Annotated in this window: 20 protein-coding genes; 2 read left to right on the plus strand and 18 right to left on the minus strand. The window is 72.9% G+C overall.

Annotated elements, in window-relative coordinates; genetic code table 11:
- Positions 1 to 3: 3 nt before the first annotated feature.
- On the minus strand, positions 4 to 642 hold the full coding sequence (locus tag ACFFIA_RS08125) for a DUF1353 domain-containing protein (RefSeq protein ID WP_377247884.1): 639 nt from the start codon (positions 640 to 642) through the stop codon (positions 4 to 6).
- A 282-nt stretch (positions 643 to 924) separates the two neighbouring features.
- On the opposite strand from ACFFIA_RS08125, the gene ACFFIA_RS08130 reads away from it, so the two are divergent.
- Both ACFFIA_RS08130 and merT read left to right on the plus strand, forming a co-directional pair.
- Entirely contained in the window at positions 925 to 1362 is a 438-nt protein-coding gene (locus tag ACFFIA_RS08130) for a MerR family transcriptional regulator (RefSeq protein ID WP_377247887.1), read from the plus strand.
- Entirely contained in the window at positions 1359 to 1673 is a 315-nt protein-coding gene (gene merT, locus ACFFIA_RS08135; RefSeq protein ID WP_377247890.1) for a mercuric ion transporter MerT, read from the plus strand. Before ACFFIA_RS08130 ends, merT begins: the two co-directional genes overlap by 4 nt.
- 118 nt (positions 1674 to 1791) lie before the next feature.
- Here the strand turns inward: merT and ACFFIA_RS08140 are convergent, their stop codons facing one another.
- The 17 genes from ACFFIA_RS08140 to ACFFIA_RS08220 all read right to left on the minus strand — a co-directional run bounded on the left by ACFFIA_RS08140 (position 1792) and on the right by ACFFIA_RS08220 (position 18598).
- Positions 1792 to 2484: a class II aldolase/adducin family protein gene (locus ACFFIA_RS08140; protein ID WP_377247893.1), complete on the minus strand. Its 693-nt coding sequence runs from the start codon at positions 2482 to 2484 to the stop codon at positions 1792 to 1794.
- Positions 2481 to 3143, minus strand: coding sequence for a 4-carboxy-4-hydroxy-2-oxoadipate aldolase/oxaloacetate decarboxylase (locus ACFFIA_RS08145; protein WP_377247896.1), 663 nt, complete (start codon positions 3141 to 3143; stop codon positions 2481 to 2483). Before ACFFIA_RS08145 ends, ACFFIA_RS08140 begins: the two co-directional genes overlap by 4 nt.
- Entirely contained in the window at positions 3140 to 3415 is a 276-nt protein-coding gene (locus ACFFIA_RS08150) for a hypothetical protein (RefSeq protein WP_377247899.1), read from the minus strand. The genes ACFFIA_RS08145 and ACFFIA_RS08150 overlap by 4 nt, the downstream gene beginning before the upstream one ends.
- 73 nt (positions 3416 to 3488) lie before the next feature.
- Positions 3489 to 4316, minus strand: a complete 828-nt coding sequence (locus tag ACFFIA_RS08155; protein ID WP_377247902.1) for a DODA-type extradiol aromatic ring-opening family dioxygenase — start codon at positions 4314 to 4316, stop codon at positions 3489 to 3491.
- 109 nt (positions 4317 to 4425) lie between these two features.
- Positions 4426 to 5235: an ABC transporter ATP-binding protein gene (locus tag ACFFIA_RS08160; protein ID WP_377247905.1), complete on the minus strand. Its 810-nt coding sequence runs from the start codon at positions 5233 to 5235 to the stop codon at positions 4426 to 4428.
- A complete protein-coding gene (locus ACFFIA_RS08165) occupies positions 5235 to 6029 on the minus strand; it encodes an ABC transporter permease (protein WP_377247908.1) in 795 nt (264 codons plus the stop codon). Before ACFFIA_RS08165 ends, ACFFIA_RS08160 begins: the two co-directional genes overlap by 1 nt.
- Complete coding sequence (locus tag ACFFIA_RS08170; RefSeq protein WP_377247911.1) at positions 6026 to 6916, minus strand: ABC transporter permease; 891 nt, start codon at positions 6914 to 6916, stop codon at positions 6026 to 6028. Before ACFFIA_RS08170 ends, ACFFIA_RS08165 begins: the two co-directional genes overlap by 4 nt.
- A gap of 30 nt (positions 6917 to 6946) precedes the next feature.
- Positions 6947 to 7915, minus strand: a complete 969-nt coding sequence (locus ACFFIA_RS08175; RefSeq protein ID WP_377247914.1) for an ABC transporter substrate-binding protein — start codon at positions 7913 to 7915, stop codon at positions 6947 to 6949.
- A 63-nt stretch (positions 7916 to 7978) separates the two neighbouring features.
- Positions 7979 to 8977: a substrate-binding domain-containing protein gene (locus ACFFIA_RS08180; protein ID WP_377247917.1), complete on the minus strand. Its 999-nt coding sequence runs from the start codon at positions 8975 to 8977 to the stop codon at positions 7979 to 7981.
- Positions 8974 to 9957, minus strand: coding sequence for an isocitrate lyase/PEP mutase family protein (locus ACFFIA_RS08185; protein ID WP_377247920.1), 984 nt, complete (start codon positions 9955 to 9957; stop codon positions 8974 to 8976). Before ACFFIA_RS08185 ends, ACFFIA_RS08180 begins: the two co-directional genes overlap by 4 nt.
- Positions 9954 to 10628, minus strand: coding sequence for an RraA family protein (locus ACFFIA_RS08190; RefSeq protein WP_377247923.1), 675 nt, complete (start codon positions 10626 to 10628; stop codon positions 9954 to 9956). The genes ACFFIA_RS08185 and ACFFIA_RS08190 overlap by 4 nt, the downstream gene beginning before the upstream one ends.
- Positions 10621 to 11334, minus strand: a complete 714-nt coding sequence (locus tag ACFFIA_RS08195; protein ID WP_377247926.1) for an RraA family protein — start codon at positions 11332 to 11334, stop codon at positions 10621 to 10623. Before ACFFIA_RS08195 ends, ACFFIA_RS08190 begins: the two co-directional genes overlap by 8 nt.
- Positions 11327 to 12277, minus strand: a complete 951-nt coding sequence (locus ACFFIA_RS08200; protein ID WP_377247929.1) for a dihydrodipicolinate synthase family protein — start codon at positions 12275 to 12277, stop codon at positions 11327 to 11329. The genes ACFFIA_RS08195 and ACFFIA_RS08200 overlap by 8 nt, the downstream gene beginning before the upstream one ends.
- Positions 12274 to 13245, minus strand: a complete 972-nt coding sequence (locus ACFFIA_RS08205; RefSeq protein ID WP_377247932.1) for an ABC transporter substrate-binding protein — start codon at positions 13243 to 13245, stop codon at positions 12274 to 12276. Before ACFFIA_RS08205 ends, ACFFIA_RS08200 begins: the two co-directional genes overlap by 4 nt.
- Positions 13246 to 13264: 19 nt before the next feature.
- On the minus strand, positions 13265 to 14281 hold the full coding sequence (locus tag ACFFIA_RS08210; protein WP_377247935.1) for an amidohydrolase family protein: 1017 nt from the start codon (positions 14279 to 14281) through the stop codon (positions 13265 to 13267).
- The gene (locus ACFFIA_RS08215; protein WP_377247938.1) at positions 14271 to 16466 is read right to left on the minus strand and encodes a hydantoinase B/oxoprolinase family protein; all 2196 of its coding nucleotides are present in this window, start codon (positions 16464 to 16466) and stop codon (positions 14271 to 14273) included. Before ACFFIA_RS08215 ends, ACFFIA_RS08210 begins: the two co-directional genes overlap by 11 nt.
- The gene (locus tag ACFFIA_RS08220; RefSeq protein ID WP_377247941.1) at positions 16463 to 18598 is read right to left on the minus strand and encodes a hydantoinase/oxoprolinase family protein; all 2136 of its coding nucleotides are present in this window, start codon (positions 18596 to 18598) and stop codon (positions 16463 to 16465) included. Before ACFFIA_RS08220 ends, ACFFIA_RS08215 begins: the two co-directional genes overlap by 4 nt.
- Positions 18599 to 18744 lie beyond the last annotated feature (146 nt).

Below are 18744 nucleotides of genomic sequence, written 5' to 3' on the forward strand. Positions count from 1 at the left end.
CGGTCAGAGCGTCCAGCGCAGATGTGGCTGGTTGACCCGCTTGGCCCGGCGGCCGAGCCGGGAGCGCACCGCGCGGGCCAGCCGCAGGGGCAGCCAGGCGACCAGCTCCATCAGGTAAAAGACCACCAGGGCGAGGGCGATCAGCACCGCCGGCGGCGCGACGACCGGCAGCGCGACGAGCGTGACCAGCGCGACCCGCCACGCCTCCCGCCACCAGCCCGCGCGCCCGCCGCGCTTGGTCAGGGCCGCCCACCGCACGGCCGCCCACATGATCCAGCGACGCAGGAACGGCACGCCGAGCTCCCGCATCGCCTGGAGGAAGATGCCGTCGGCGTCCCGCCAGGTCAGGTCGCCGCCGGAGGCGGGCACGACGACCCGCCAAAGGTGGTCGTGCAGGATCGCCGCCGCGGTGTAGCGGCCATAGCGTGGCAGGAACCACACGAACAGGCGAGGCACCGAGGCGAAGTCGGTCTCCCCGTCGACGGGCACCTCGAAGTCGCGCAGCCGGGCGTTGTACCTGAGCGCGCGCAGCACCGTCCAGCTCGTGTCGTCGCGCTGCCGCACCTCGACCGCGCTGTCGGGGCCGAAGCCGAGAACCCGTGGCGCCGGCTGGGCGGCGAGATCATCTGTAGCGTTGGCCATGGCGGCCTCCTCGCGTCGTTCCTGCCTACTCAGAGTCCCGCCGGCGGGACGTGATACAGGCCGGTCAGGTGGCGCAGATGGTGGTCGCGCGGACGCCCGGTGCCCCGCCCGCACTGGGTCGCCGCGGCGGTCAGTATGGCGTCATCACGCGGCGCCTCACGGCGTGCGGCTGTTCCGGTCGGTCGTGCCGGCGCCGGCTTGCATCCGGTACCCAGGTACAGGCTTACGGTCGAAGCGGAACGGCGCCGGACAGCGGGCCGCCAGCACACGGAGGCATCCCTGATGAGCACGGAACCCACCGGACTGCGCACCGGCGAGGTCGCCGTACGGGCCGGGGTCAACATCCAGACCCTGCGCTACTACGAGCGGCGGGGCCTGCTGGCCGCACCACGGCGCAGCATCGGCGGCCACCGCATCTATCCCACCGACACGGTCGCCCTGCTCGGTGTGATCAAAACCGCCCAGCGGCTCGGCTTCACCCTCGACGAGGTCGCCGAGTTGCTGGAGACCGGGCGGCGCCGCCACCCCTCGCCCGACCTGCGCCAGCGAGCCGTCGCCAAGATCGACCAGATCGACGCGAAGATCGCCGACCTGACCGCGATGCGGGACGCGCTCGCCCAGGTCGTCTCGGCGAACTGCGACAGCCTCACCAACTGCACCTGCCCGGAGTGCCCGATCCCGTTCATCGACCTCAGCCACCTGGAAGGACCACACCGATGACCCTGCCCACACACCGGCCCGCCGAGGTCACCGCCCGGCCGGTCCCGGTGCGGATCGACGCCGCCCCGCCGACCCGCAGCAAGGTCACCGGCGCGCTCGCCGTCCTGGCCTGTGCCGCCTGCTGCGCGCTGCCGCTGCTGATCGCCGCCGGCGTGCTCACCGGTGCGGGCGCGGCCATCCTGGAGAAGACCCTCCTCGCGGTCGCCGCCGGCCTGGCCGCCGCCGCGCTGGGCATGTGGTGGCTGCACCGGCGGCGGGTGCTCGTGGGCCTGGCCGTACCGGCGATCCGCCGCATGCGCGAACCCCGCTGACCAGCGGCCCAGCCGGTGTCGAGCAGCCGCCCGCCGCACACGCCGACCCCGCTGACCAGCGGCTCAGCCGGCGCCGAGCCGCCGTCCGCCGCACGCGCGAACCCCGCTGACCGGTGACTCAGCCGGTGCCGAGCCGCCGGACGAGGTAGCGCCAGGCGTCGTCGATGAGCGCGTCGCCGTAGCAGTGCTCCCGCTTGGACAGTGCCTCCGCGTCGCTGGAGCGGTGCGCGGCGCCGCCGGCCGCCAGTACCCGTAGCTGCATGTCGCAGGCCGCGTCCAGCAGCAGCGTCGCCACGACGGCGGTGGGGATGTCCTTGGCGGCCACGGCCACGCCGTGGTTGACCATGAGCACGGCGGGCCGGTCGCCGAGGCATTCGGCGAGCCGCGCGCCCAGCTCGCGGGTGAGGATGAGGTCGCCCGTGGCGGTGAAGCGGGGGACGTCCGGCGGTGTGAAGAAGGTGCCCTCGTGGGAGACCGGCTCCAGCGCCCGGCCGGTGGCGGCGAGCGCGACCGCGGCCCGCGAGTGCGTGTGCACGACGGCGTTCACGTCGGGGCGCCGGGCCATGATCTCGGTGTGGATCGGATACTCGGCGTGCCGCCGCTCGGTGCCGTCCAGCACGCGCCCGTCCCGGTCGACCAGCACGGTGCGGTCGGCGGTGATCTCCTCGAAGCCGTAGCCGGCGGCCTTCATCCAGGTGCCGGCACCGTCCGGGTCACGCGCGGACAGGTGCCCCCAGACGTAGTCGCCCTGCGCCGCGCCGGCGAGGATCCGGCAGCCGACGGCGATCTGTTCGCGCAGCTCCGCGCTCATGGGCGGCTCCCCTTTCCGGAGTCCGGTGCCGGTGCCAGCAGGTGGCGCAGGCCGTGCACGTCGAGGCCGGACTCGCCGGCGGTGAGTCTCCGCCGCGCGGCGGCCTCCTTCTCCGCGCGCTCCCGGCCCGCGGCGGCGACCCGGGCGGCCTGGGCGCGCGGGACCACCAGCACGCCGTCGTCGTCGGCCAGGATCACGTCGCCCGGATGGACGAGCGCGCCACCGGCCACGACCGGCACGTTGACCGCGCCGGGGTCGGACTTCGCGGTGCCCTGCGCCGAGACGAAGCGGGACCAGACCGGCAGCCGCATCGCGGTGAGGTCGGCGACGTCGCGGACGCCGGCGTCGGTCACCAGCGCCACGCCGCCGCGGGCGCGCAGCGCGACGCCGAGCAGCTCGCCGAACATCCCGTCGCGGCAGAGCGAGGTGGTCGCGACGACCAGCACGTCGCCGGGGCCGCAGACGTCGACCGCGCGGTGGATCGGCAGGTTGTCGCCGGGCGCGCAGAGGACCGTCACGGCGGGGCCGGCGACGCGGGCGCCCGGGTAGATCGGGCGCAGCTCCGGGGCGCAGAGCCCGACGCGGCCCAGCGCCTCGTGGCAGGTGGCCACGCCCAGCTCGGCGAGCGCGGCGCGGGTCGCGTCGACCGCCGCGGTCACGCCGGCCCGCCCGTCCGGTCGACGCCCAGGTGCGAGCGGACGTACATCTGGGCGCCGGCCGCGCCGAGCAGGACCATCAGGTTGCGCAGCGCCACCGGGTTGACGCCGCCGGCGAGCAGGGCCGGGGCGTCGCGGTCGACGATCGCCGCCCGCTCGGTGGGGGTCAGCGCGTAGCCGTCCAGCACCGGATCCGGGTCGGCGTCGAACCGGTCGCGCAGCCCGTCGACATGTTCGAGATCCCACGCCAGGCGGGTCACCGCGTAGGCGCTCACGCCGCCTCCTCGCTTCGCCGGGAGCCGCCGCTCGCGCCGGCCGCCGAGCCCGATGGTTCGGTCGCGAACTTCCTCACGCCGGCACTCCGATCTCGTAGCGGACGATGCCGATGCCGGTGTGCCAGGGGTGCATCGGCGCGTAGGCGAGCACGGTCGCGGGAGCGGATCGGGCCGCACCGTGCGCGACCATCCAGGTACGGATCTCCAGGGCGCCGTTGCCGGCGTACTCGTTGATCCACTCGTCGCTCCAGGAGAGCACCTCGTCGAGCTGGGTCGCGCCGATCAGCTCCAGGAACCGCCGGTCGAACTCCTCGTTGATCTGGCCCGCGCGGGGCAGGCCGACCCAGTGCGAGATGCCGCCGGTGCCGACGACCGCGACCCGTGTGTCGCCGGGCAGCCGCTCCACCACGTCGGCGATGGCGCCACCGAGCGCGAAGCACCGGCTGAGCGAGGGCAGTGGCGGAGTGTTGCAGTTGACGAAGAGCGGGATCACCGGGATCGGCGGGGTACGCAGCAGCTTGGTCAGCGGCACCACGAAGCTGTGGTCGAGCCGCATGTCGAAGGAGCGGGACAGGTCGAAGCCGCGCGACACCAGCCCTTCCAGCAACGCCTCGGAGAGCGCGGCGTGCCCGGCGACCGTACCGGTGGGGTTGCCGAACTCCCCCCACGCCTCGTAGCTGTCGCTGACGCCGAGGCAGAAGCTCGGGTAGTTGTGCAGCCCGAACGTCTCGTAGTGGTCGGTGGCCACCACGATCAGCGCGTCGACCTCCCGGCCGTACAGGTCGTCCCGCATCGTGTCCCAGGCGGCGTGCAGCCCGTCGGAGACTTCGGGGGTGGCGTGCGGATCTCGGGCGATCTTTCCTACGTGCGAGGTGGCGCCCGCGTAGGCCAACGTTCCCATGGATCGGATCTCCTTACTTCTGCGCCATCGCTACTTCTGCGTCATCGCTACTTCTGCGTCATCGCTACTACTGCGCCATCGCTACTACTGCGCCATCGCTACTACTGCGTCATCGCTGGGTCTGGCCGACCGCGAACTCCGCGGGGTCCTCGAAGCTCCGGTCGCCGCCGCGGATCAGCTGGAACACGGTGCTGCGCAGCTCCGCGAAGCGGGCCAGGCTCTTCGTCGCCACCTGGTCACGGGGCAACGGCAGGTCGACGGTGATGTCCCGCAGCACGGTCGCCGGGCGCTTGGAGAGCACCACGACGCGGTCGGCGAGGTAGACCGCCTCGTCGATGTCGTGGGTCACCAGCACCACCGTCAGCCCCGCCTCCGCGCGGATGCGGAGGATCAGGTCCTCCAGGTCCGCGCGGGTCTGCGCGTCGACCGAGGCGTACGGCTCGTCCATCAACAGGATCTCCGGCTGGTACGCCAGGCCGCGCGCGATCGCCACGCGCTGCTGCATGCCGCCGGAGAGCTGCCACGGGTACCGGGAGCCGAAGCCGCCGAGCCCGACCTGTTCCAGTGCCTCCTCGACCCGCGCACGGCGGACCCGGCTGTCGCGGATCTTGTTGCGCAGCGGCAGCCCGACGTTGGTGGCGACGGTCAGCCACGGCATCAGCGAGCGGCTGTAGTCCTGGAAGACCACCGCCATCTCGGCCGGCGGGCTGGTCACCTCGGCGTCGTTGAGGCGCACCGACCCGCCGCTGACCGGCAGCAGCCCGGTCAGGCAGCGCAGCAGCGTGGTCTTGCCCGCGCCGGACGGGCCGACGACGCAGACGAACTGACCCCGCTCGATCCGCAGGCTCATGTCGCGGATGGTCTCCACCGCGTCCTGGTCCTTGCCGTACGTCTTGCACAGGTTGGTCACGACCAGCACTACGCCACTCCCGCCTCTGTCTGGCTGGCGCGAGCGCCCAGGTGGGCGTGCAGCAGCCGCTTCTCGATCGCCAGGAAACCGTTGTTGAGCAGGTAGCCGAGCACGCCCATCAGGATCATGCCGGCCCACATCTCGGGGATGCGGAAGTTGCGCTGGGCGGCGAGGGTGGCGTACCCGATGCCGTTCGTGGCGCCGATCATCTCGCTGATGATCATGACGATGAAGGCGACCGACATGGCGATCCGCAGCCCCGCGAAGATCGGCAGTGCCGCCGACGGCAGGAGCAGGTACGCGGCCCGCTGCCACGGAGTCAGCCGGTAGGACCGGGCCACGTCGTTGAGGGTCGCCTCCACGCCGCGCACACCGTCGATCGTGTTGAGCAGGATGGGGAACACGCAGACGACCGCGATCAGGATGATCTTCATGCTGTCGCCGATGCCGAGCAGCAGGATGGCGATCGGGATCATCGCGGTGGACGGGATGGCCCGGACGAACTGCACGACCGGGTCGAGCGCGTACCGCAGCGTGGTGACCCGCCCGAGCAGCAGTCCGAGGCCGATCCCGGCGGCGGCCGCGAGGCCGTACCCGGCGAACATCCGGGCGAGGCTGGGCGCCACGTCGGAGACCAGCCGCTCGCGCAGCCACGTGTGGTACAGCGCGCTGAGGATCTCCGACAGCGGCGGGAAGAACACCGACGTGCTGTCGCGGGAGGCGAACCACCACAGCGCCGGCGCGCCGACCGGCACGATGAGCAGGAGCAGCCAGGTCCGCAGCCGTTGTGGGGAGAGGGTCATGCCGCACCGCCCGGTCGGTAGGGCTCGTGCCAGCGCAGCATCCGCCGTTCGACGAACTCGAAGAGGCGGACCACGAGCAGCCCCAGCAGGCCACTCGTGGCCACGATGCCGTAGATCGCCGGGTAGACGCCGTTGGTCTGGTACGCGACCAGCCGGCTGCCGAGCCCGGGGACACCGGCGGTGAGCTGCACCGCCATCGCGATGATCAGCGCGACCGAGACCGCCAGCCGCAGGCCGGTGGCGATCGAGGGCAGTGCGCTGGGCAGCGTCACCATGAAGATGCGCTGCACAGTGGAGAGTCCGTAGACCCGGGCCGTCTCGACCGCGACCGGATCGACGCCGCGCAGGCCGTACGTGGTCTGGTAGAGCATCGGGAAGAAGACCCCGACCGAGATGACCATGATGGCGGTCTGGCTGGTGGCGCCGAAGAGCAGCAGCATCAACGGCAGGTAGACGATCGACGGGATGGGCCGGATGAACTCCAGCGGCAGGCGCAGCAGCCGTTCCAGCAGCGGCACCATCGCCACCGCGAAGCCCAGCGTCACCCCGCACACCACGCCGATCGAGACGCCGACCAGCCACTGGAGCATGGTGTAGCCGACCGCCTCCCAGAAGACGGCGGTGGTGGCGTTCTCGGCGAGCCACGCGGCGATGTCGGTGACCGGCGGCACCTCCTCCGGCAGCAGGCCGGTGCGCGCCGCCACCTCCCAGACGGCCATCAGGCTGAGGACAGTGGTGGCGCCCAGCCGGGTCCTGCGGCTGCGCCGGTGCACCGCCTTCGGCTTCGGTTTACCGGTGCGGCGCCCATCCCGCCCGATGGGCGCCGGCCGGGCGGGCGGGGACAGTCCGGCGTCCACCGCGCCGGTCGCTGTCTTCGACTGGGCCACGCGCCACCTCCTCGCGTCGGGGGTCGGATCTCAGGGTTTCCAGAGCAGGTCGTCGACGCTCGGCGCCTTCTCCTTGGCCAGGTCGCCGTATTGCACGAGCACGTCGATCTCGTGCTGGAGCACGTCGCGGTCGATCTCGGTCCCGTACCCGGGCAGGGGGATCTTCGCCAACTGCTCGACCGGCAGCTCGGTGAGCTTGCTGGCCGCCTGGCGGGCCGCCTGCGGGTCGTCGTTGGCCACTGTGGACGCTTCGCCGAGCGCCTCGACGAACTGCCGCAACGCCTCCGCGTTCTTCTCGGCGAAGGAGCCAGCCACCACCGTGTAGATGATCGGCGCCTGCTCCGAGTCGAGGGCGGAGATCGCCGGGTCGCCCAGGCTGCGCAGGCTCGGGTCCTGGCTGGCGCGGTAGGCGAACGGCTGCGTCACGGTGATCGCGTCGACCGTGCCGTCGCGCAGCGCGGCGACGGCGTTGGACTGCGGTATCTCGACCGAGGTGAGCTGCTTGGAGTCACCGCCGGCCTTGTCGATCGTGGCCCGCGTGTGGATGTCCAGCGAGCTGCCCAGCCCGTTGACGCCCAGCTTCCCCTTGACCTGCTGGAACGTGGTGATGCCGCTGTTGGCCCGGACCAGCGTGGCCCGGCTGGCGCCGTCGTCGGTGACCACGTTGTAGCTCACCGACGAGACGATCTTCAGGTCGACGCCCTCGGCGATCGCGGAGATGACCGTCGCGGCGCCGGCCGTGGTCATCTGCCACTGGTTGTTGAGCAGCAGGGGTACGGAGGCCGACGAGCTCTGGTGGCTGTCCAGCTCGACCGCCAGCTCGCGGGCCGTGAACTTGCCCTGGTCGATGCCGATCTGCATACCGGCCACGTTGACGTTCGGGGAGACGCCGATCTTTATCTTCGTTGGCCCGGCCGCGGCGCCGCTGTCGCTACCCGAGTCGCCGCCGCAGGCCGTGACCGACAGCAGCAGCGCTGCCGCCGTGGCCAGGTATCGCATCCGCATTATGGTGCCCTTCCTATGGCATATGAGGAATTTGTTCCTTTCGGCGGCCTTGGTTGATCACCGCACGCTGGCGGCGAACAGGTCGTCGATATCGATAGGTGCGGTCGTCAGGCCCTGCTCGCGGGAGAAGCGGCAGAGCTCGTGCAGCATGTCCCGGTTCTCCGGCAGCCCGTACGGCGCCGGATCCGGTCCCAACATCGCGTCCTGCTGGCGCAGGAACTGCCGGCCCAGCGGGAGGCCACCGGCCACCGTGCGGGTCAGCGCGCCCGCCGCAAGGGCCTTGGCCCGGCGGAACGCCTCGTACAGGTTGTACGCCACCCAGGGATGGCGGTCGTACACGTCGCCCCGGATCACCACGAGGTTGTTGGCCGGTACGAAGCCGTGCGCGGCCACGTACCGCCCGGCCTCGGCCAGGACGTCGTCGAAGAGGGGGCGGAGCCCGTCCCAGCCGGCGGCCGGCTCGTCGGGGTCCACCGCGTTCGGCAGGTGGTAGCGGGCCCGACCGGCCGGCGCGGCGTCCAGCTCGCCGGCGAGCAGCATCGAGTCCAGGCTGCGCCCGGGCGGTACCTGCCGCAGCCGGATCCCGGGCGGGACGGTGAAGCCGGTCGCGCCGCCGTGGCTGCGCTCGGCCGGCCGTTCCATGAACCACTCCACGGACTCCGGCGCCACGCCGAAGTCGTGCTGGAGGATGCCGCGGGTCCAGAGCGCCGAGGTCTGCTGGTACTCCGGCACGCCGACCCGCTTGCCGGCCAGCGCGCCCGGACCGTCGATCTTCGCCGCGGCGTTGGCGTACAGCTCGGTGTGCATGAACCTGCGCCCGGGAAACACCGGCAGCCCGACCATCTCCACGCCCCGCTCGCGGGCGATCAGGAACGACGACAGCGACATCTCCGACGCGTCGAACTCGCCCAGCCGCAACTGCCGCCAGAACAGCTCGGACGGGTCGGAGCGAGTGACCAGCAGCTCGATCCCCTCCGCCGTGACCTCGCCGGAGGCGATCGGCGCGACCCACGGGTTGGCGGTCACGGCCAGGGACAGCCGCAGCCGGCCGGTCATGACTGGCCCTCCATCGTCCGGTGGCCGAACGTGGTCTCGTAGTCCCGGCGCAGAGCCGCGGGGAGCACCAGCTCCTCCAGGTCGCGCAGCCGGTCGGTGCCGAGCAGGGCCTTGTCCGGCACCGGTCCCCACGGGCCGGCGGCGATCCGCTCGCGCCACCGGTCGAGCGCGGGCGGGCCGTCCCGGCGCAGCTCGTGCAGCAGCTCCCAGGCCGCCTGCGCACCGGCTCGGGCGGCGACCACCGGATGCAGCACGATCCGCACCCCGAGCCGCGCATACTCGGCCAGCGTCGGCGCCGGGTCCGGGCCGCCCCAGATCGCCAGCACCGGGGCCGGGATCCGGGCGCACGCCTCGGCCAGCTGCTCGCGGCTCTGCACGGTGTTCAGCCAGACGAAGTCGGCGCCGCCCTCCTCCACGTACGCCACGCACCGGTCGACCGCGTCGGCGAACGTGCCGCCCTCGGCGCCGATCGCGTCGCACCGGGCGCAGACCACGAACTCGGGGTCCAGCTCGTCGCGGGCCAGCACCGCGGCCCGGTACTTGCCGACCGCCTCGTCCCGCGAGATCAGCCGGCGCCCGCTGACCGTACCGGACTTCTTCGGCGCCTCCTGGTCCTCGATCTGTACCGCCGCGACCCCGCTGCGGACCAGCTCGCGGACCGCGAACGTGACGTTGACCGCGTTGCCGTAGCCGGTGTCGCCGTCCACCATGATCGGGATGTCGGTGGCCGAGGCGACGTGCCGTACGTGGTCGACGACGTCGCGCAGGCCGAGCACGCCGACGTCCGGATAGCCGTACAGGAACGCCGCGAGCTGGGAGCCGGCAACGAAGAAGCTCTCGAAGCCGGCCTCCTGCGCCATCCGGGCGTAAAGCGGGCCGAACCCGCCGGGCATCACGGTGACCTCGTCGCGGGCCAGCAGCTCCCGCAGCGCCCGCCGCTTCGCCGTGGCGGTGGGCCGGGCCGGCGCGGTGCCGTTCACGGTGCCACCGCCCCGGGAACGGCCTGCTGGAGCCGGTGGTACCGGTGCCGCGCGCGGGCCTCGTCCAGCCGGGCGCCGGCCGCCACCTCGGCGCGGATCGCCTGTTCGGTCGTCTCGATCTCGCGGGCGGCCGCGAGCACGGCGTCCGCGCGTCCGGCCGGTACGACCAGCGTGCCGTCGTCGTCGGCCACCACGATGTCGCCGGGGCGGACCCGGACACCGCCGATCGACACCGGTACACCGATGGCCTCGGCCCGCACGCGGTCCTTGCCGGTGCGCATCCAGACCGTCCGCGAGTACAGCGAGTAGCCCAGCTCGCGGGCGCGAGCCACGTCCCGGCACGCCCCGTCCACCACCGTGGCGGCGACCCCGCGCCGGGCGGCCGTCTCGCTGAGCAGGCCGCCCCAGATCGTCCCGGTGAGCCGGCCGGCGTTGGCCAGCACCACCACGTCCCCGGGTCGCACGTCGTCGATGAAGTCGCCCACGCTGCCGCCGTCGACGCCGACCGGCTCGTACCGGACGGTGTACGCGCGGCCGGCCACGGTCCCGCCGCCGGCGACCCGCCCGATGCCGGCGGCCTGGCCGTCGATGCCGAGCCGGTCGAGCGCGTCCGACACGGCGGCGGTGGTGAGCGCGCGGAAGGCGTCCAGCACCGTGTTCTCCTCACTCATCGCGCGGCTCCTTCTCGCCTGCGCCGGCTGGCCGGCTCATCCGCTCGTATCCGCGTCCCAGCACCTCGGTGACCGCCGCGCCGCCCCGCAGCGCCTCGGCCATGCGCGCCTCCCAGTCGGCGAGCCCTTCGGCCACCTCGATCACCTCGGTCGCCCGGGCCGCCGGTACGAACACCACGCCGCTGCGGTCGGCCAGCACGAGGTCGCCCGGTTCGACCCGGACCCCGGACAGCTCCAGCGGCTCGCCCTGGGCCACCTCCACCACGCGACCACGCGCGGTGCGTGGCGTGGCCGACCGGGCGAAGATGGGCATCCCCACCTCGGCGAGGTCGTCCACGTCCCGGCAGGCGCCGGCGACCACGACCGCCGCGACTCCACGCAGCCGCGCGGCGAGCCCCAGCAGGCCGCCCCAGCCGGCCGCGCGCCCCTGCGCCGCCTCGTTGTCCACCACGATCACGTCGCCGGGCTCGGCGGCGGCGATCGCGGCGGTGCCGAGGTGCCGGGACGGCGGTCCGGCGCCCGGCTCGGCCAGCCCGAGGCGTACCGTGCCGACCCGCCCGGCGACCCGCCCGCAGGTCCACATCGGACCGATCCCGGTCACCACGCCGGCGAGGCCCAGGCGGTCCAGCGCGTCCGACACCGAGGGCGTGTCCAGCCGGCCCAACCGCTCCACCAGGCCGCTCCCGGCGGCCGCCGCCTCAGGCATCGACGGTCACCTCCTCGGCCAGGCCCGCCTCGGCCAGGCCCGCCTCGGCCACCGCCTGCCGTACCGCCGCCACGTCGGCCGGGGAGAGCGGCTGGAACGGGGGCCGGCAGACCGAGGTCGGGAAGCGTCCCCGCGCGTGCAGCGCCTCCTTCTCCACCGCCCAGTGCTGCATCAGCGGGACCATGCCGTAGATCGCTCGGGACAGCCCGCGCACGCGACCGAACGCCTCGCGGGCCTGGTCCAGCTCACCGGCCTGGCAGAGCCGGAACATCTCCACCAGGTACTCGGGCGCGACGTTCGCGAACGAGCTGATCGCGCCGTCGGCGGTACGGAACCGGCTCAGGAACAGCGACCCCTGGGCGACCAGGAGGGCGACCTTGCGGTCGAAGTACTGGAACTCGGTCCACGCCGCCTCGTAGTCGAACGACGAGTCCTTGATCCCCACCACCTGCTCGACCTGGCGGGCGATCTCGACCAGCACCGGCACGGAGTACCGCAGCCCGGACTGCTCGTGGTACCGGAAGATCACCAGCGGGATGGAGACCGCCTCGGCGATCGCCGCGAAGTACGGCACCACCAGGCCGGGATCGTCGACCGCGCCGAAGGAGAAGTGCGGCAGCGGGCAGACCAGCAGCGCGGAGGCGCCGGCCATCTCCGCCTCGACCGCGCACTCGACCACCTCGCGCGTGCTCATCCCGGTGACGCCGGCGATCAGCCGCAGGTCCGGCCCGGCGGCGTCGCGGGCCCAGGAGATGGCGGCGGCGCGCTCGAACGGGGTCAGGCTCTCCAGCTCGCCGGCGTGGCCGTTGATGGTCAGCCCCGCCACGTCGAACGAGGCGAGCCAGCTCACGTGCCGCCGGAACGCCTGCTGCGACGGCGTGCCGTCGAGGTCCATCGGCATGTTGACGGCCGGGAACACGCCGGCCCAGGTCGATCCGGTCACCACAGTGCCTCCTCGGCCACGAACTGCGCCTGTCTCGTCGCGCGGTCCCGCCTCGCCGCGCGGGCGAACGACAGGTCCCACATCAGCAGGGGGTTGTAGCCGGCCAGCTCGGGCGCGGTGCGCGAGCGCAGCCGGTGCGCGGTGCCGATGCCCGCCGGGGTCGGCACCGGGTCCGGGGCGATCTCCTCCCGGAGCAGGTCGTACAGCTCGGCGACCGGCGAGGAGGAGAGGTCGAAGTGCTCCCCCAGCAGGTCGGCGCAGTCCCGTTCGGCGATCGCCAGCGCGGTGGCCCGCTCGTCGCGGAACAGCTCGTTGGCGTCGAAGGCCGCGTCCACCAGCGCCTGCACGGCTGGCCGCCGCTCGGCGACGACCCGCTCGGTCGTGGTGAGCGTGACGTGGCCGCCCTCGAAGTCGTACCCGGGGTGCGGGATCGGCGTCAGCCCGGCGGCGAGTGCCGGCGCGGCGTAGAGCGGCGACATGAAACAGGCGTCGCACTCCCCCTCGGCGACCCGCTTCCAGTGCCCCCACCGGCCGGTCTCCCGCTGCGGCACCACGACCTGCTCGACCTCGCCGGCAAGGCCCGCGTCCTCCAGCCACAGGCCGGGGAAGAGCGCCTGCGGACCGGTGTCGCGGACCGCGAACCGCCGCCCGGCCAGGTCCTCGACCCGCCCCACGCCGGGCCGGACGAGCAGCAGCTCCCGCCAGCGGTGGGCGGTGCTGGCGACGGTCAGGAACGGCACTCCACGGGCGGCGTAGGTCATCAGCCCCCAGTAGTTCTCGGCGATGACGTCCACCTCGCCGCGCTCCAGCAGCCGCCCCCAGTCCGCGCCGGCCGCACCGGTCATCGGCACCGCCGAGGCGACCCGGCGCAGCTCGACGTCCAGGTCGTACGACCGGGCGCAGTGCCGCAGCGTGTAGAGGTACGGCGCCCGGTCGACGTCCCGGTACAGGACGGTCAGCTCGGCCATCTGCGCAACCCCCAGCCCCTCAGCCGGCGACCGGGGCCGGTGCGAGCCGGTACAGCGACCGGGCGTTGCCGCCGAGCAGCGCCTCGCGCTGCGCGCCGTCGAGCCAGTCGACCTCGTCCAGCAGTGCGCGGACGTCGTCGAACCACCGGCCGGTCGCCGGGTCGACCGCGGAACCGGTGCCCGGCTTCTCGGTGCCGAAGAGGCAGCGGTCCGGGCCGACCGTGCGCAGCAGCAGCTCCAGCGAGTCCTTCGTGTAGAGGCAGGTGTCGAACCAGAGCCGCCGCAGGCTCGCCATGAAGTCGTCGCCGCCGCGCGCGACGAACCGGCCGATCTGGTACGGGATGGCACCGCCGCCGTGCGAGACGACGATCTTCAGGTCGGGGAAGTCGGTGAAGACCGACGACCGCGCCAGGCTGGCCACCGCGATCGTCTCCTCGACGATGAAGTGCAGGCTGAACGGCTCCCGCGCGGGCGGGCGGCAGCCCGCCGAGTGCACCAGCGCCGGTACGTCCAGCTCGCAGAGCGCCTCGTAGAGCGGGTACCAGTACCGGTCGCCCAGCCCGGGCGCCGGCGGATGCTGTCCCTCGTTCGGGTCGGGGTTGAGCAGGCAGCCCACGAAGCCCAGGTCGGTGACGCAGCGGCGCAGCTCGCGGACCCAGGTGGCCGGCTCGGTGGCGGGGTTCTGCGGCAGCCCGGCCACGCCCCGGAACCGGTCCGGGAAGAGTTCGCAGGTGCGGTGGATCAGGTCGTTGGTGGCCTCGGCGAACCACTCGACGATCTGCGGCGGCTGCTCGCTGTGCATCATCGTGTACGGCCGGGGCGAGATGAGCTGCACGTCGATCCCGCCGCTGGCCAGGTGGTCGAGGTGGGAAATGCCGCCGTGCTGGGCGATCGGCCGGGTCACCGCCTCGCGGATCCGGTCGTCGCTGACCGAGAGCCGGCCGCGGCCGTGCGATCCGCGGTGCGCGATCAGGTTCGCCTGGTACGCGTACAGCTCAGGCGGGGCACTCAGGTGCCCGTGCACGTCAACGATCAACTCCAGCCTCCACGGGTAGCGGCCCGGCGTCGGCCAGGCGGATGTCGTACGGGTCCGGCGCGTCCTTCTTGCACACGTCCACGGCATGCAGCCGGCCGCAGCCGGGGCAGGCGTACCGGCGGATCTCCATCACGTCGTTGAGCCGCAGGCCGAGGCGGATCTCCTCCGGGTCGGCCACGTCGCGGCCGGCGTACTCGCGCCAGTTGACGTCGGCCGGGGCGAGCACGTGCGAGCAGGCGCACCTGACCCACAGCCGGCCGGCGGCGTCGCGGGCGAGTTCCAGCCGGTCCCCGAACGGGCCGGCCCGGTCGAGCGCGCCCGCCGGCGGCTCGGCCCGCCGCCCGGCCGGCCAGGCCCGCCGCTCGCCGCGGAGCGCGGACCTGCGCGCCTCGGTCGCCGCCTCGTCCAGCCGGCCGTCCTCGTCGACGACGACGCCGTAGATGGTCCACGCCGCCGCGACGCTGACCACGCGGGCGGCCACGTCCTCGCGTACCGCCGCCACGTCCCGGTCCAGCGGGTCGCCCCAGCCGGCGCCGGAGGGCATCGTGCAGAAGAGCACGGCGTCCGGGCCGAGCGGCTCGCTGCGGGGCATGTCCCGGGTCAGCAGGCGCTCGCCCTCGATCTCGGCGAACTCGGGGACCCGGCCGCCGGCCAGCAGTTGCTCCACGTTGGAGCTTCGGATGAAGTAGCCGCGCTTCTCCGCGCCGGGGTGGCCGCCGAAGATGCCGGCCGAGTCGGGCACGTCCCAGCTCTGCCCGAGGCCGGAGACGGTCGGGGCCCGCTCCGTTCCTTTGTAGACACTCCCGACGCTCAGCCCGCCCCGGTGCCGGCCGGCGCCGCCGCCGTCCTCGCTCAGCCCGCGCCACAGGTAGAGGATCGGCATGTCCAGCTCCAGGTTCTCCACATTGGAGATCTGTGCCCGCTCGATGTTGTGGTGCCCCTGCGCGTACACGCCGTCGTGCCAGCCGTACGCGCCCGCGCCCGTGGCGAGCATGTCGTACGTGCGCCCGGTGAACGCCTCGCCGTCGTTGTTCGTGCCGTACAGCAGGAAGCTCCCCGGACGCCCGCCGGCCGACGCCTGCGCCTCCCGCCAGTACTGGTCGGAGCAGGCGGCCAGCCGGGAGAGGGCGGCGACCGTGGTCAGCTCGACCTCCCACGTGGCGCCGTTGATGCTGGAGCTGACCGCCGCCGGCATGGTGGCGTTGCAGATCCGCCCCTCGGCGCAGACGACCTCGACCGGCCGGAACAGACCCTCGTTCCACGGGATGTCGTACGCGATCGTCGGCATCATGCCGGCCGCGATGCCGGCGTTCAGGCCGGCCCAGGTGCAGTTGGTGGAGTTGGCGGCCTGTGGCGACGAGCCGGAGTAGTCGAAGGTGAGCCGGTCGCCCTGCTTGGTCAGCTCCAGCACGATCTCCGGCACGGTGCCCGAGCGCGGGTCGTACTCCAGGTAGCCGACCGCCCGCACGGTGGCGTCGGGCAGCTCGCGCAGCCGGCGGCGCATCCGCTCCTCGGACGAGCGGATCAGCCCGGCCATGACCGCGAGCGTGGCGTCGACGCCGTACCGGTCGGTCAGCTTGGCGAACCCGTCCGCCGCGGCGTGGTTGGCCGCGATGAGGCCCTTGAGGTCCAGGCTCATCGCGGAGGCCGCCCGGCTGTGCGTGAGGATGAGGTTCCAGATGTCGCGCCGGACCGCACCGCGCTCGACCACCTTGGTCGGGGGCATCATCAGCCCCTCCTGGTAGCACTCGGTCGCGTCCAGGCCCATCCCGCCCTCGCGCAGGCCGCCGATGTCGGCCATGTGCATCATCGCGCCGGACCAGGCGACGAGGCGGTCGCCGGCGAAGATGGGCGCGACGACGGCCATGTCCGGCCCGTGCACCGCCCCCTTCCACGGGTTGTTCACCACGAACATGTCGCCGGGGCGGATGCCGGGGTTCTCCGCGCAGTCGTCGATGACGTGCCGCACCATGGCGGCCATGCACGAGGAGTGGAACAGGATCGTGCGTCCCATCGTGGCGACCGAGCCGTCCGCGAGGTACAGCCCGACGTTGTAGTCGGACATCTCGGTGACGTGCTTGGAGCCGGAGATGGTCCGGATGCGGGCCGCCTGCTCCTCGGTGATGCCGCGCAGGCGGTGCCGGATCACCTCGAAGGTGACCGGGTCGACGTCGGCCGCGTTCATCGGGCCGCTCCCGCTCCGGAGGCGTCGGTCAGCGTGATGATGATGTTCCCCTCTCCGTCCACGCGGGCGTGCTGGTCCGGCCCGACGACCACCGTGGTACCGGGAAACTCGAGGATCGCGGGGCCGGCCAGGTCCGCCTGCCGGGGCAGCCGTTCGCCCCGGTAGACGGCGGTGTCCAGCCGCTGCCGTCCGAAGAGGACGGAGCGCTGCCCGAGCCGAGCCGCGTCCACTGTGGATGCCTCTTCGCTCCAGTCCCGGCTCGCGGCGGAGACGTCGCCCGGGATGCGGCCCTCCACGCGGAACGTATTGATCTCGATGCCCGCCTCCGGCAGGCTCGTCCCCTCGCCGTAGATCCGCTCGTACCGGCTGTGGAACTGGCGCACCAGCTCGTCCAGGTCGTCCGGGGTCAGGTCCCGGTCCGGCACGAGGATCGGCAGTTCGTGGGTCTGCTTGCGGAAGCGGAAGTACAGCAGGCGGCTCGTCCGCAGGCCGGGATGGTCGCCCATCTCGCGGCGGCACCGCTCCACCAGCTCGCCGAAGGTGCGGTTGATCCGCTCCACGTCGAGGAACTCGGCCGGCCGGTCGGCCCGCGGCGGGGTGCGCTGCGGGTCGCTGATCTGCACGCCCCGGTACCGGTCCGAGGAGACCGCCCCGTACGCCGAGTTCACCGTCGCGGTGTACGGCACGACGATGGTGTCGATGCCGGCCTCGCGGGCGAAGCTGTAGGCGTGCGCGGGTCCGGCTCCGCCGTACGCGAAGAGCACGAAGTCGCGCGGGTCGTACCCCTGCTGGATGGTGACCGTGCGCAGCAGGTCGGCCATCTGGTTGTCCACGACGCTGCGTACGCCGGCCGCCGCCTCGTCGACCGGCAGGCCGAGCGGCTCGGCGACGTGCTTGCCGATCGCCTCCTCCGCCAGCTCGCGGCGCAGCGGGATCCGGCCGCCCAGGAAGTACTCCGGGTCGATGATGCCGAGCGTGACGTCGGCGTCGGTGACGGTGGGCCTGGTCCCGCCCCGGCCGTAGCACGCCGGACCCGGTACGGCGCCGGCGCTCTCCGGGCCGACCACAAGGACGCCGTCCTCGTCGACCGCGGCGATGCTGCCGCCGCCGGAGCCGACCGCCGTGATCTGGATCCGCGGGGCGGCCAGGTGGTATCCCCCGTCCACGCTGCTGGTGGCCACCAGCGGCTCGCCGTCCACGATCAGCCCGACGTCGAAGCTGGTGCCGCCCATGTCGCTGGTGATCACGTTGGGGTAGCCGAGCCGGCGGGCCAGTGCCGCCGAGGCCAGCACACCGCCGGCCGGCCCCGAGGCGAGCAGCTCCACCGCGCGGTCGGCGGCCTGGGCGGAGTCCATGACCCCGCCGGCCGAGTCCATGACCGTGAAGTCGCCGGTGAAGCCGTTGTCGCGCAGCCGGCGCTCCAGCAGCCCGACGTACCGGTTGATGACCGGCCCGAGGTAGGAGTTCACCACCGCGGTCGCGGTCCGCTCGTACTCGCCGATCACCGGCGCGATGTCACTGGAGAGGGTCAGGAAGACCTCCGGCCACTCCTCGCGGACGACCTCCGCGGCGGCCAGCTCGTGGTCGGGGCGGACGAAGGCCCACAGGAAGCAGATCGCCACCGCCTCCACGCCCGCCTCGCGCAGCTGACGCGCGGCGGCCCGCACCTGCTCGTGGTCGAGGGCGACGACCTCGGTCCCGCCGAAGCCGAGCCGCTCGTCGACCTCGACGATGTGCCGGCGGTCCACGATCGGCGCGGGGTTGCGGCGGCGGCTGTAGTGCCCCGACTCGCTGTCCAGGCCGGTCCACGAGCCCATCGCCCGCTGTACGGCCAGCGTGTCGGCGAAGCCGCGGGTCGTGATCAGCCCGGTGGTGCTGCCCTTCCGCTCGATCAGCGCGTTGGTCGCGGCCGTCGTGCCGTGGGCGAAGTACCGGACTGCCCGCGTGAAGTCCTCCAGGCTCATCCCGTACTGCTCGGCCGCGAGCTTGAAGCCGTCGATGACGCCCTGGCTGCGGTCTTCGGGCGTGGTGGGCAGTTTGAACAGCCGCAGTACCGACTGATCGTCCAGCACCACCATGTCGGTGAAGGTGCCGCCAATATCGGTCCCCACCGAGAACGTCCGTGCGCTCAAGAGTCCTCCCGTACCAGCGGTCCTATGGTCAGCTAGTGGACCGTATGTTAGGCACGGGCGGCAGCCAAGGTCAACAGGTTGGTAACCAGGTCGAAACGCGGACGAGGCAGATGACCCGGACGCGCGAGAGGCTATCCACTGGTCAT

This window comes from Phytohabitans kaempferiae (genome assembly GCF_042433955.1).
GTDB classification, from domain to species: domain Bacteria; phylum Actinomycetota; class Actinomycetes; order Mycobacteriales; family Micromonosporaceae; genus Phytohabitans; species Phytohabitans kaempferiae.